Here is a 14272-nt window from a genome sequence, read left to right as displayed (position 1 = left end):
TAAATATATTTCTATTAGACTAAAACATTAAATATAAGGAGTAGAGAAAGATATGAGATTAATAATGAATGCAGATGATTTTGGTATTTCAAAAGCAATTAATTTAGGTATAATTGAAGGATTCAAAAATGGAATAGTAACATCTACCACATTAATGTGTAATATGGAGACAACGGAACATGCGGTTAATTTGGCAAAAGAAAATCCTAAATTAGGTGTAGGAATTCACCTGGTTCTTACCGCAGGCAGACCATTATCAAAGAACGTGAAAACCTTAGTTGATAATGAAGGGAATTTTTTAAAATATGATAATATTGTTGAGTCAGCGTGTATTGAAGATATACGAAGGGAATTTAGAAAACAATTTGAAAAGTTTTTATCTCTTGGGATAGTTCCAACACATATAGATACACATCATCATGTACATTCTATTGAGAGTGTTTTTGAGGTAGTTGCTGAGTTGGCAAAGGAGTATAATATACCAGTTAGGCATATTAAGGCAATTAGAGAAGAAAAGTATGAAAGTATTAAAACAACAACTAAGTTTGTTGATAGTTTTTATAATATTTCTATGATTGAACCCAAAATGTTAATAAACATTTTGGAAGATAATATTAATGTAGATTCTTTAGAAATTATGTGCCATCCAGGGTATCTTGATTCTAAGATTATTAGTAGTAGTTCATATGCATACCCAAGAGTAAAGGAATTAGAAACATTAACTAATAAAGAAGTAATACAGTTTATTAACGAAAAAAACATTGAATTAATAAATTTTAGAGGTATATAACTAAAATTTAAAAATGATTCTTATATATGAAGCAATACATTTAAAGGTTACAATTATTTGGAAATAATGGTTAAGGTTTTTGGTAAAGATATTATTAAATATATTGATAAATAGTATTTTGCTATTAAAGTGCTTCTGAATTTAATAAAAACACAACTGTACTAGCACAGTTGTGTTTTTATATTATTGAATAGGGGATTATATTGAGTTACGATATAGAAAACAGATCTGTTATAATTTTATGAAAATAAGAGAAAATACAATTTTTATATAAAGTATAGAAGAGGAAATTTCCTATAAGAGTATCTAAATAAATTACTTAAAGAATAAAAAAAAAGTATACCAATATAAACAAATACTTAAATTATTAAATCAAAATTTAAAAATGATTATGCTTATATTTTATAATATATAGGAGGATATCTGATGGAAAAAGGAATTAAAATAGTAACAATTGGTGGGGGATCGAGCTATACTCCAGAATTAGTGGAAGGGTTTATAAAAAGATATAATGAACTTCCGGTAAGGGAATTATGGCTAGTTGATATTGAAAGCGGAAAAGAAAAATTAAATATCGTAGGGAAATTAGCTAAAAGAATGGTTAAAAAAGCTGGTGTACCTATGGAAATTCATTTAACTTTAAACAGAAGAGAAGCATTAAAGGATGCGGATTTTGTAACTACACAATTAAGAGTTGGTCTGTTAGATGCTAGGATTCAGGATGAAAGAATACCATTAAGCCATGGAGTAATAGGACAAGAAACCAATGGTGCTGGAGGTATGTTTAAAGCACTAAGAACAATACCTGTAATTTTAGATATAGATAAAGATATGTCAGAGCTATGTCCAAATGCATGGCTTGTAAATTTTACAAATCCTGCAGGAATGGTAACAGAAGCTCTTCTTAGATATGGAAAGAATAAAAAGATTATTGGATTATGTAATGTTCCAATTGGCATGGAAAAAGCAGTAGCGGACATGCTTGAAGTAGAGCATAGCAGAATTACTATGGATTTCATGGGATTGAATCATATGGTATTTGGTAGAGAAATTTATTTAGATGGTGAAAAAATTACAGATAAAGTAATAGACTCACTAGCAGAAGGTAAACTGGGGTCAATTGTAAAAAATATTCAAGATTTAGAGTGGAACCCAGAATTTATTAAAGCTCTTAGAATGATGCCATGCCCATATCATAGGTATTACTTTCAAACAGCAGATATGCTTGAAGAAGAATTAAAAGAATTTTCTAAGGGAGAAACTAGAGCAGAAGTAGTTAAGAGATTAGAAAATGATTTATTTGAACTATACAAAGATGAAAATTTAGATATTAAGCCACCGCAATTGGAAAAGAGAGGAGGAGCATATTATTCAGATGCAGCTTGCAGATTAATTAACTCTATTTATAACAACAAGGGAGATATTCAACCAGTTAATACTAAAAACAATGGGGCTATTGAAGGAATAGAGAATGACTCAGCAGTTGAGATTTCATGTATTATAACTAAGGATGGGCCTAAACCTATTGCTATGGGGAAATTACCAGTAAGTGTGAATGGATTGGTTCAAACAATAAAATCATTTGAACGTTTAGTGGTTGAAGCAGCAGTTGAAGGGGATTATAATAAAGCACTTCTTGCATTAACTATTAATCCATTAATTCCATCAGAGAAAATAGCGAAAATATTATTGGATGAATTACTAGAGGCACATAAAGATTATTTACCACAATTTGCTTAATATTATAAAAGATTTAAGGGAAAGAATATGACCCTTAGATCTTTTATTATTGTATTTATGATAATTTTAATATTTCATCATAAATAATATTTAATGCTAATTTCAAATCAGTAGAATTAATTCTAGCAATACTGAGTCTTAGACTATTGTCAAAATTCTCTGTATTGTAGTATGAGGCCGAATTATGGGCTAGAAGAATATTTTTATTTTTTAAATTGTCTAATAATTTATTACAGTCGATATGAGGAGCTAATCTTATAGTAGAATAATAACCAGAACTTCCGCCAAGTATATTAACTAAATTTGAATCCCAAGCAGAAGTTATTTTCCTAAATAATTGTAAAGTGTCCTTTAAATTGCTAGAAAGAATGGCTACATGCTTATTATATATAGAGCTTTTTATATATGATTCAAGTGTTGCTTGAGAAACCAATGATGGCATATAATATGAAAAATAATATGAGTATTTCATCCATTCCTTAAAGCTATTAATTAAATCATCAGGGATTATAGCTACACCAATTCTTATATAAGGTATTGTCTTAGAAAAGCTTCTAAGATATATACAATTTCTAAAATCCGAATAATAATAAATAGGTGAATATCTTGACAAGGTACTTAAATCTGAAAAATAATCATCTTCGATAACATATACATTGTAAGTATGGGCAAGCTTCATTATTGCTTTTCTTTGATTTAATGAATAATAAGTGCCTAAAGGGTTATGATTTCTAGGAATCGTGTAAAAGAATTTAATACTTTGGTTTTTAAATATTTCTTCAAGTTCATATAAATTAATTCCATTCTCGTCTCTTTTTATAGTTCTAACTTTCATATTCTCATACTTTAAAAAGTTTATATAATAAGTATAAGAAGGATCTTCGATAAGTATAGTATCATTGCCATTTGGAAATTCCATCTTTGAAAAAAGAGTTAATACTTGCAGAATACCTTGGGATAGAATTAAATTTTTACTTTTAGAATATATATCATCTCTCATAAGTAAATCAGTTAACAGTTCACGTAAAGAAGGAAGGCCTTCTAAATCCATGTTTAGAGACATGTTGCTGTGGAGCTCCAGAGCTGAGTTTAAGCAATGCTGAATATCCTTTATTGGAATATTGCTAACCAAAGAGTTACCAGTTGATAGATCATAAATATTAGCTTGATTTGTGCCAAATCGTACAAGGTTATCAGCAACGTAAAATCCACTCTGAGGTGAAGAGTAAACTATATGTTCATTACATAGGTTATTGTAGGCTTTAATCACAGTTCCTTTACTGCATTTGTATTCCTTGCAGAGGGAGGTGAGTGATGGTAGTTTAGCACCTTGAGACATTTGATCAAGGATTATTTTTTGTTTTATGTCGTATGAAATTTGTTCGTATATCTTCAACAATTTAATCCTCCCTAAATTTTTATAAAATTAGTTTAACATATGTAGATAATTTTATAAATAATCTCTAAATGGCTATTAGAGATTATAGTATATAATTGTTATTTTCAAATATTGAATGATAGGTTTATTTAAAAATAATTTTAGTATTATAGTAGGAAAAATTCTACAATGTCACATTTTATATTAATAATTATATATATCAATATATTTACTCTAATTAAGTCTAAAAATTCGATATTTTAATGAAAGAATATGTTATAATTTTCTTGTTAAAACAGAACATATTTAAATAAAATGTTGAAGTTAGAAATCAGAGAAGGCAGACAATGTACAGTAAAAATAATTAGTAAATTATATATAGATAAGAAGTAAGATGGACTTGTTTAAAAATAAACTATTTAATATTAGTAGCTTAGGAGAAAATAATGGAGAAGAATTCAGTTAGATATACTAGAGTTATAAAAACTATAAGAAAGAGATATATATTAGCATTGTGCATAATTATTTTTGCATTATTACTAAGCCAGATAATAGTTCAATGTAATATAAATAATGAAATGAGCTATTCTAGGATAATCAATAAAGATTAAAAATAATAGAAGATTCAGATGGTAAAACATATAAACTAGAAATAAGTTTTGCATCAACTAGCTATAAGCTGAGTGAAGCAGATAATTTAGAGGAGCTGTTAAGGAAAGCTGATTATAAAATGTATGAAAATAAAAAGTTGAAAAGAGTTTCTAGGTAATGAAATATATGCCTCTTATAATCTCAATGAAGGAGGTATATATTTCATTATAAATCTGGAACACGTGTGCAAAAAGCGTTATTTAGTTAAGATACATATGAAAGGCAAGCTACATGCAAAAGTGAAGATTATATAATGAATAAGAATTTAAGCATGGTAGGAGAAAGTAAAAATGATAAAATATTTACAATCTAAAACTCTTAAAATGGCACTATCAGCTACAATAGCGATTATTATATCAAATTATATTGGTTTACAATTCGGAGTGACTTCAGGAATTATTGCAATACTAAGCATTCAAGATACAAAAAAAGAATCTTTATTAGTTGCAGGAAGAAGAATAATTGCATCTGCATTAGCCATTCTTTTGTCGTTTATGCTATATTTATTACTTGGAAATAACCCAATCATATTTGGATTATTTTTAATTATATTTATACAAACGACAACAATCTTAAAAATAGAGGAAGGAATGGTAGTTGGATCTGTATTATCAACACATTTACTTACAAGCACAAATATAAATATTTCATGGATTATAAACGAAGCACAATTAACTGTAATAGGAATTGGAGTAGCAATGATGTTTAATCTATATACTGCGTCATTAGAAGAACAATTTGAAAAGAATAAAGAAAGAATAGAAGATTATTATAGAGCTATATTATCAGATATGGCAGTAAGCCTTGTTACTCAGGCTGTACCAATTTATGAAAAACAAATATCAGTGAATGTTGAGGAATTAATTAATAAGTCTAAATTTATGGCACAGATAATAAATAATAATCGTTTATTTAAAAAAAATGATTATTATTTGAGTTATATAGAGATGAGAATAATACAGCTAGATACAATGAAAAGAATGAAGAGGCATTTTTCGAGATTTTATATGACTTATGATCAAACTAGAATATTATCAGAATTTACAAATGAAGTTGCAATGAATCTAAAGGAAGATAATGATTGTGTAGAGCTTATAAATAAACTAAATTTACTTAGAAAAGATTATGAAAAAATGGATTTACCTAAGAATCGAAACGAATTTGAAAACAGAGCGTTGCTATTTCAGTTTTTGAATGATTTAGAAGATTTCTTAGTTATTAAGAAAGAATTTAAAGAATCTTTTCAAAATAGGTAGAGATTATAAATATAACTTACTAAAATTAGTTTTAATGCCATTAATGGTAAAAATATTAGTATAAATATTGAAATTTATCAAAAATAAGTGTAAAATTATGCATATCATATGCATTGATAATAGCACACTTGCCGAAAGGCAGGGCCGCAAAGCTATGGGTCTAAAGAAATTTATTTTCAATGATTGCCAGGTTGCCAAAATGTAGTTATATAAACATTAGTCATTTGTTTATTTTTGGTGCCTATTAATAATTAATAGGCACCTTTTTATTTTAATAGAAAATCATTGAAATATGTGTATATGATAAGAATTTAAATAAAGAAAGGTTAGGTGTAGTAAATGAAAAAGTATCAGTTGTCTTTGGACAAAGCAAAAAAGGAGATTAATATAAGGATATGGGGAATGTTTGAACCAGACGATGCTAATAGTTTTGTTGAAGATTTTAGAAAAGAACTATCTCCTATACAAACTTCAGAATATGTATTAAATTTTGACGCAAGAGAGTTAAACGTTTCAAGACAAGAAATGTTACCGATGTTAGAAGGATGTTTTCAAATGTACAAGGCTTGCAAGTTTGTAAAGGTTATAGCAAATGTTGGTAGTAATATAACTTTAAAGATGCAATTATCAAGAATAAGTAGGAACACTGGATTGGGAATTGAAATAATTTAAAACAATACATAATTTATAATATTAAATTTAATTACATTAGCTAGGAGATTATTATGGGAATAAGATTAAGTTGCATTGATATTTGTCATGCATCTAAAGTTGTTTCAAATGATATTTATATAAAACATTTTGAAAAACAAGATAAGGATGTAGAACATTTATTGGTAGATGTAATGGGTAGAGATAAACGCTTTATGTTTAATGAACAGGAGACAACTTTATCTCTAGCAGTAAAAGTAGCAAAATCAGCATTAGATAAAGCTAACTTGACAGGTAGTGACATAGATGTGCTAGTATATTCATCTATATTATCTGAATATGTAGCACCAGCAACATCTATTTTAATACATAAGGAATTAAATGCGGGAAGAAATGTAATGTGTTTTGATATGAATGCAAATTGTGCTGGTATGACTGTCGCCTTAGAGAATATATCAAATTATTTAGAATCGTCAAAGCGAGCTAAAAGAGCATTGATTATTGGTTGTGATGATGTCGATTCGTTAGCTGATCCCAATAATGAGCTTTGCTATGGAAATTATGGACATGCTGCATGTGCAATGATTTTGGAAAAAGTTGAAGAAGAGTGTGGAATAGTTGATGCAGAATATTATATAAACACAGAGGAAAGTCATAATATTATGTATCCAAGTAAAGGATTCTCTAATTTCTTCAAATCAAATGATGTAGGTGAGCTTTATTTGAAATGGTTGCCATTCGATGGTGGGGCATGTGTTTATCCAGCAGCAGAGATTGCTAAAAAGATGCTGAAGAAAAATGGCTTAGAAAATGAAGACATTAAAATGTTCTGCTTTTCTCAGTTTGCGTTTATAAATATAAAAAATATAAGACAACTTTTAGATATAGGAGAAGATAAGAGTATATATATAGGGAATAAATATGGATATACTGGAACTACTAGCCCTTTCATAGCATTGTATGAATCGATAAAGGAAGGTAAAGTTAAGAGAGGGGACTATGTAATTTTCTGGACTATTGGATCTGGTTCTCAGAGTATAGTTATGTTATATAAATATTAGTATTAGAAAACGCACTTCATAAATATAACCTTCTGTAGTAAAATCTATAGAAGGTTATATTTATGAGTTTGATGCTATTATATGAAATGCAAGTAAGTAAATATACTTCAGATAAATATATATTAGAATATCACTAATTTAAGAATAAATGCTTATAGATGATTTAATGAAGTAGAAAAATATATAGAGATAGCGTTAGAATTTAAAAAATACTATATTAATTAAAGAATAACAGGGGAGATGGTTTGATAATGTACGATTATCCACTATATAGACCTCCAAGTGAAAGTAATAGTCTTATAATACAAGTAACTTTAGGGTGTTCTCATAATAAGTGTAATTTTTGTAATATGTATAAATCTAAAAAATTTACAATAAAATCTTTCGAAGATATCAAAACAGATGTAAATTACTTTAGAGAAATGTATTCGCATGTAGAAAAAATATTTTTGGCAGATGGCGATGCATTAATAATTCCAACGGAAAAATTAAAAGAAATATTAACGCTTATAAGAAATACATTTTCTGAATGTAGGAGGGTAACTCTTTACGGGACACCCAAATCAATATTAGGTAAAACTCATCAAGAGTTGAAAGAACTTAAAGATTTAGGCTTATATATGATATATATGGGCGTTGAAAGTGGAAGCGATGAGGTTTTAAACGATATAAATAAAGGAGTGAGTAGTAACGAGATAATTGATGCTGCTAGAATAGTTAAAAATGCTGATATCTTACTATCAGTAACAGTTATAGCTGGAGTTGGTGGCATTGAAAAGAGCGATATTCATGCAATCAAAACAGGCAAATTAATAAGCGATATGGCTCCAAATTATTTAGGCGTATTAACTCTTATGGTTGAAGAAGAAACGGATTTGTATAATAAAATATTAAAGAAAGAATTTAAACTTCTAAGTGATAGAGAAATATTAAATGAGATAGGGATATTAATACAACATATTAATGTCAATGAATCAGTTACATTTAGATGCAATCACGCATCAAATTATGTTTCTCTAAGAGGAAGTTTACCAGAAGATAAAGAAAAATTGCTTAATCAAATTAACTACGATTTAAAAACTAATCAAATAAAACAAGAGGAATATAGAAGATTGTAAGCAAACAATTGAAGTTAATAATCCAGCATTTGATGTTATTGGGATAAAATCCATTGATGGAGCAGGAGAGTTTAGAAGTGATACAGACGGTAGAATACAAAACTTTAGGGCAGCGATTAAGCAGTTAAAGGATATAGGGGAGACTCGGTATATCAAAAATATTGATGAGAATGATATTAGAATAATTGGAGCTGTAGTGGTTGGAAGACCAAAAGAACTAAAGGCAATCGAGAATAATCCTATTATAAAACATGCTGTCTTAGGCACTGTGGTTGATAAATATTAATTAAAGGGAAAAATTTAATTTTAGCAGTAATAATGCAATAGTTGACTATAAAAGTAACTTTTGGTTCTAGACTGAAAGTTACTTTTTTTATCCTCTAGTAGTTTATATTGTAATGAAATCTGAGGACATTGTGCTCCTTGTAAGTGTAAATTATGGAAAAGGCTGATTCACATTTTTAAGAATGTATATATTTTTCAAGCTAAGGTTAATATAGTAAATGATTTTATGAAATTAAAATATTAAGTATATTACAGGGAGGCAAAGTATGAGCATGTTTAGAACAAAGTTAATTGATAATATTATAGGGCTTGTTGAAAAATGTTATTACATTATATTAATAGCTATATTGTTAGTTGCCTCCTTTAATATATTTTACAATTTAGGTGTCATTCCTATATACAGCTGGGATGAGGCACGACATGGTGTTAGCGCTTATGAGATGATAAAAAATAGCAATTATATAGTAAATACATATGCTTATAAAAATGATTATTGGAATTTAAAACCGCCAATAAGCTTTTGGGCAATAGCTATGGGATATAAATTTGCAGGATTTAATGCTTTGGGGCTAAGGGTATTTTCTGCATTTGCAGCAATAATAACTATAGTACTTGTAGCAATTTTTAGTTTGAATATATATGGGAGATTGACAGCTCTGATTGCGACAACTGTTCTAACAACAACAATACCATTTATTACAGAGCATTGTGCAAGAACCGGAGATGCAGATGCCATATACGTTTTATTTTTTACAATATCGGTAATGTCTTTAATTTTAATGGAAAGGAGTATTAAATGGATATATGTATTTGGATTATCATTTTCAGCAGCTTTTTTAACTAAAAGTTTTCATGCAGGTAATATCTTTTTTATAGGAATACTATATTTAATATTTAGTAAAAATTTATTTAAATTAACATTAAAACAAATTTTGACATTTGTATTGAGTGCATCTTTTCCGATTCTTATATGGGCAATCTTGAGATATGCCAATGATGGAATAGCTTTTTTTAAGACCATGATAGAATTTGATTTGATGGCAAGAACATCAAGACCTTTAGAAGGACATATTGGAGGAAAGTGTTACTACATTGAACATTTGCAATGGTCATATTTTTACTGGAATCTTGTATTTGTAGCTGTTAGCATGACATATTTGACTATAGCGCATAGATATATTACAGACAGGAAACTAATAAATTGCAATTTGATAATATGGCTGTCGATGATTATTCCGTTTATATTATATACTATTTCAAAAACGAAAATTTCATGGTATGTTTTACCGATATATCCTGCCGCAGCAATATGGATAGGATATGCATCAAGTTTTATATTAAAAGAGCGTAATAGAAATTTTGCTACACAAATAGTATTGGTTGCTATGATTATATTATCGATATATAAAAGTGAAGAAGTTATAGTAACTAGAATTTCAAATCCAAAAGAGGACTTGAGTCAAGAGCTTATTCAGGAAATCGGAAACTTACCAGAATATCGCGGAGAAAAAATATATGTAAATCATTTTGAGCAAAGCTATTGGCTGGATAGCGAACTTTATGCAGATTTGACTCCATTAGAAGGTGGCATAGAAGGATTTTTGAAAGATAATGAAGATAAAACATTATTATTTATTAAAAAAGAAGATTTGGACTCACTTGGAAATGAAAAAGATAATTTAAAAGCTATACTCGAAAATGATGAGGCCTATATTTTTGCAAAATAATATAATTATGGTTTTTTGTTGACGAAATTCATTACGAATTATACAATAGAAAAAGTGTTTTGTTTAATATTATATATAAAAATTTAAAATTGAGTCAGGAGATGATTAGCATGAATGAGTCAACTCAAAAGAATAAAGAAAATGTTATTCCTAAAGGTTTAAAAAAAGAAATAGGACTTATTGAAGCTATTACTATAGTTATAGGGGTAGTTATAGGGTCAGGAATTTTCTTTAAGGCGTCAACAGTATTTAAAAATGCAGGGACACCAACTCTGGGAATAATGGCTTGGCTGATTGGTGGATGTATAACTATAGCTTCAGCTTTAACAGTTGCTGAAATTGCTGTAGCAATTCCTAAGACAGGGGGAGTCTTTGTTTATATTAAAGAATTATATAGTGAAAAATGGGCATTTTTGTTTGGTTGGATGCAGACTTTAATCTATGTGCCAGGGGTGGCAGCTGCATTATCAATAGTTTTTGTTACTCAAGCAACTTATTTTATTCCAGATTTAACACCAATGCTGCAGAAAATATTCGCTATATGCATTCTATTTTTTGTAATGGCTTTAAATGTTCTATCATCAAGACTTGGCGGGAAGGTACAAGTAATTTCTACAATTGGTAAGCTTGTTCCGATAATTTTTATTGTTATATTTGGATTAATAAATGGTACAGCTCATGATTTCTCGACTACGGTATTCTCATCAAATACATCAGGAGCAGCAGGATTTGGAGCTGCAATACTTGGTACTTTATGGGCCTATGACGGATGGATTAGCGTAGGAAATATGGCTGGGGAGCTTAAAAATCCAGAAAAAGATCTCCCAAAGTCAATAATAATGGGATTAATAGCAATAATAATAGTGTATATATTAATTAATGTAGCGATAATAAATATAATGCCAGTTAACGATGTAGTACTTTCTTCCAAGCCAGCTTCAGATGCAGCGGTAATATTGTTTGGAAATATGGGAGCGGCTTTAATCGCGGTAGGCATAATGATTTCTATTTTTGGAGCGCTAAATGGGTATCTAATGACAGGTGTTAGAATTCCTTTTGCTATGGCTCAGGATAATCTTTTCCCTTTTCCTAAATTTTTTGGGAAAATCAATGAAAAATTTGAGACTCCTATAAATACATTTGCTTTTGAAGTATTACTAGCAAGTTTATATGTATTAAGTGGATCTTTTGACAAACTTACAAACTTGGCTGTGTTTGTAATGTGGATATTTTTTGTTATGTGCGTATGTGGGATTTTTATATTGAGACGTAAACATAAAGAATTAAAAACTTCATACAAAGTTCCTTTATATCCAATTGTTCCATTGATCGGAATAGTTGGTGGGCTGTACATATTAATAAGTACTTTTATAACAGATTCATTAAGTGCAATATATGGAATAGGAATAACTTTAATAGGTCTTCCAGTTTATTTTTATATAAGAAAAAAATATAAAAGAGATTAATATTATATTGCAATACAGACTAAGTAATTAAAATCAATCGCTTAGTCTGTATTTTTTATCCTTAATTATGTAAGAAACAATTATGTTTTTATGATTAAGCACCTTTAGTAATATTTTCATTAATGGTATTGGTCCATTTTCCACAGCGATCTCCAAAGCATCCTATTATTATACTATCATCTTCTATTCGTACAACTTCGCACCGATTAGAGCAGCCTTCACATTCAAAGCTAGTGGATATAAAACTAGAATCAGCAATATCAAAGCCTCTAAAGTTAGTAGCGCCGGTCTTGTCAACAGTTTCTTTAGCAATAATTGCGGCACCTATGGCGCCCATAACATTATAATGTTCAGGAATGTATACTTCACATCCTAAAGCTTTTTCAAAAGATGCCTTCATACCCTTGTTAGCTGCTACACCACCTTGAAAGAATATTTTAGGGCATATTTCTTTTCCTTTCCCAATATCATTGAGATAATTTCTAACAAGGGCTTCGCATAACCCGTTTATAATATCAGGCTCATTATAACCAAGCTGTTGTTTGTGTATCATATCAGACTCGGCAAAAACTGCACATCTTCCAGCTATTCTTAGTGGAGTTGTTGATTTTAAAGCATAATCTCCGAACTCTTCTATTGGAATTCCTAATCTTTCAGCTTGCCTATCAAGGAATGATCCAGTTCCAGCTGCACAGACATTGTTCATCGCAAAGTCTATAGCAACTCCATCTTTTAATATTATTATTTTTGAATCCTGTCCCCCTATTTCTAAAATTGTCCTAACATCGTTATCTATAGCAAGTGCAGCACATGCGTGAGCTGTTATCTCATTTTTTACTGCATCTGCTCCAAGGATAGAGGATGCGATTTGTCTTCCACTACCTGTAGTACCAACAGCTTTAATTTGTTCATCATCATATTTCTCTTTCAAGATTTTAAACCCCTGTTGGATCGCATTTATTGGCTTTCCTTTTGTTCTTAAATATAGTTTATCTACGACATTCAGATTATTATCTAAAAGAACAATGTCAGTACTTACTGAGCCAACATCAACACCTAAATAATACATTTTTGCTTTCTCCTTTCCAATAGATCTAGGAATGCTTCTATTCTTGTAATATATCCTGTTTCACCCGTCATTTCGTCAACTACAAGAGTTAAAATAGGGAAATTCTTATCTTTAGATATGGAAGGAAGCACAGCTTTGCAAACAATTTCTGGCATACATCCCATAGGGAATATTTGTATGGCACCATCAAAGCCATCATGTGCCGCCATTACTGCTTCTCCAATGCATTCTCGTGCGTGTCCTCCAATATATAATGGAAGATATTCTTTAGAAGCTTTTCGTATGTCTAAAGAATTCATTCCAACAACTGACATAATAGAGTTTTTAGCCCACCAGCTTGGCGTAAGTTTTCTTTGGGTTGAAACTCCATATTCCATAAGTTTATCCTCAATAAAAAGGTTCGAAAATGGCTCTATTATTGTATAGATTTCTCCTATTATTGCTACTTTTATTGGATTCCTATCACTACATATCTCTAGGGAATCTAGTCTTTTATCATATTTGTTTAGTATTTTTATCATATCATTAGGACTATTACTATTTTCGGCATCAATTTTACAATTGCTTAAGAGTTTTTTACATTCATTTTTATTTTTTTCATACCCTGCTAAGTAATGTGCTTTTGCCTCTATTTTATCTATTAGATTTAAAACTTTAAATCCTATGCGTAATGCATTTAGCTTTTGCGGCATATTTTTATTGCTGCTAGATGAGATGGAAGATATCCTATTTAGAAATTCTTTTGGGCCTATTTCTGACGGTTTATCTAATACAATAAAATTTAAATTATGTCCTAATTTTTTTAGAGTGTTTATTTGGAGTTCGCAATATTCTCCATATCTGCAAGGTCCGCAGCTTCCAGTAATTATTATTGTATCTGCGCCTTGTTCGATTCCCTGTATGTAATTTCCCATCATAAGTTTAAATGGGAGGCACATATCATCTGGAGAATACATAGATCCTATTTCTAATGATTTTTTACTGTTGAATTCCGGAATTATATAGTCTATACCAAGAGTATCAAACACTGCTTTAGTAACCAGATATGTATTTCCTAAATGAGGCGTCATAATTTTCATA

General features: G+C 29.4%; 13 protein-coding genes and 1 riboswitch. Of the genes, 10 read left to right on the top strand and 3 right to left on the bottom strand.

Annotation, left to right across the window (positions count from 1 at the left end):
* Positions 1-52: 52 nt before the first annotated feature.
* Together chbG and KEC93_RS20325 are read left to right on the top strand one after the other, a co-directional pair.
* Entirely contained in the window at positions 53-790 is a 738-nt protein-coding gene (gene chbG, locus KEC93_RS20330; protein ID WP_077845098.1) for a chitin disaccharide deacetylase, read from the top strand.
* Between the two features lie 426 nt (positions 791-1216).
* A complete protein-coding gene (locus KEC93_RS20325; RefSeq protein WP_077845099.1) occupies positions 1217-2530 on the top strand; it encodes a 6-phospho-beta-glucosidase in 1314 nt (437 codons plus the stop codon).
* Between the two features lie 55 nt (positions 2531-2585).
* Here KEC93_RS20325 and KEC93_RS20320 read toward each other — a convergent pair whose 3' ends face one another.
* Positions 2586-3926 carry an aminotransferase-like domain-containing protein gene (locus KEC93_RS20320; RefSeq protein ID WP_238892695.1) on the bottom strand — a complete coding sequence of 447 codons (1341 nt, stop codon included), beginning with the start codon at positions 3924-3926 and terminating at the stop codon, positions 2586-2588.
* 428 nt (positions 3927-4354) lie between these two features.
* Between KEC93_RS20320 and KEC93_RS20315 the strand changes: the two genes are divergently transcribed.
* The 8 genes from KEC93_RS20315 to KEC93_RS20280 all read left to right on the top strand — a co-directional run bounded on the left by KEC93_RS20315 (position 4355) and on the right by KEC93_RS20280 (position 12123).
* A complete protein-coding gene (locus KEC93_RS20315; protein WP_172462689.1) occupies positions 4355-4519 on the top strand; it encodes a hypothetical protein in 165 nt (54 codons plus the stop codon).
* A 330-nt stretch (positions 4520-4849) separates the two neighbouring features.
* On the top strand, positions 4850-5815 hold the full coding sequence (locus KEC93_RS20310) for an aromatic acid exporter family protein (protein ID WP_077845102.1): 966 nt from the start codon (positions 4850-4852) through the stop codon (positions 5813-5815).
* 111 nt (positions 5816-5926) lie between these two features.
* Positions 5927-6014: riboswitch (cyclic di-GMP riboswitch) on the top strand.
* A gap of 140 nt (positions 6015-6154) precedes the next feature.
* A complete protein-coding gene (locus KEC93_RS20305; protein ID WP_077838789.1) occupies positions 6155-6487 on the top strand; it encodes a hypothetical protein in 333 nt (110 codons plus the stop codon).
* Between the two features lie 53 nt (positions 6488-6540).
* Positions 6541-7527: a 3-oxoacyl-[acyl-carrier-protein] synthase III C-terminal domain-containing protein gene (locus tag KEC93_RS20300; RefSeq protein ID WP_077868415.1), complete on the top strand. Its 987-nt coding sequence runs from the start codon at positions 6541-6543 to the stop codon at positions 7525-7527.
* A 251-nt stretch (positions 7528-7778) separates the two neighbouring features.
* Positions 7779-8645 carry a radical SAM protein gene (locus tag KEC93_RS20295; RefSeq protein ID WP_077868416.1) on the top strand — a complete coding sequence of 289 codons (867 nt, stop codon included), beginning with the start codon at positions 7779-7781 and terminating at the stop codon, positions 8643-8645.
* Entirely contained in the window at positions 8632-8931 is a 300-nt protein-coding gene (locus KEC93_RS26965; protein ID WP_338422882.1) for an anti sigma factor C-terminal domain-containing protein, read from the top strand. Before KEC93_RS20295 ends, KEC93_RS26965 begins: the two co-directional genes overlap by 14 nt.
* A gap of 265 nt (positions 8932-9196) precedes the next feature.
* Positions 9197-10657, top strand: coding sequence for an ArnT family glycosyltransferase (locus KEC93_RS20285; RefSeq protein ID WP_077868417.1), 1461 nt, complete (start codon positions 9197-9199; stop codon positions 10655-10657).
* Positions 10658-10767: 110 nt separating this feature from the next.
* On the top strand, positions 10768-12123 hold the full coding sequence (locus KEC93_RS20280; protein ID WP_077868418.1) for an APC family permease: 1356 nt from the start codon (positions 10768-10770) through the stop codon (positions 12121-12123).
* 94 nt (positions 12124-12217) lie between these two features.
* Here the strand turns inward: KEC93_RS20280 and KEC93_RS20275 are convergent, their stop codons facing one another.
* Both KEC93_RS20275 and KEC93_RS20270 read right to left on the bottom strand, forming a co-directional pair.
* Positions 12218-13192, bottom strand: coding sequence for an acyl-CoA dehydratase activase (locus tag KEC93_RS20275; protein ID WP_077308881.1), 975 nt, complete (start codon positions 13190-13192; stop codon positions 12218-12220).
* Positions 13180-14271 (bottom strand): acyl-CoA dehydratase activase-related protein, encoded by a 1092-nt coding sequence (locus KEC93_RS20270; RefSeq protein WP_065418697.1) that lies wholly within the window; start codon positions 14269-14271, stop codon positions 13180-13182. Before KEC93_RS20270 ends, KEC93_RS20275 begins: the two co-directional genes overlap by 13 nt.
* Position 14272 lies beyond the last annotated feature (1 nt).

Source organism: Clostridium beijerinckii, assembly GCF_018223745.1.
Taxonomy (GTDB): Bacteria; Bacillota; Clostridia; order Clostridiales; family Clostridiaceae; genus Clostridium; species Clostridium beijerinckii.
Note: the sequence above shows the minus strand (reverse complement) of the source record. Positions and strands in the feature narration are given on the sequence as shown.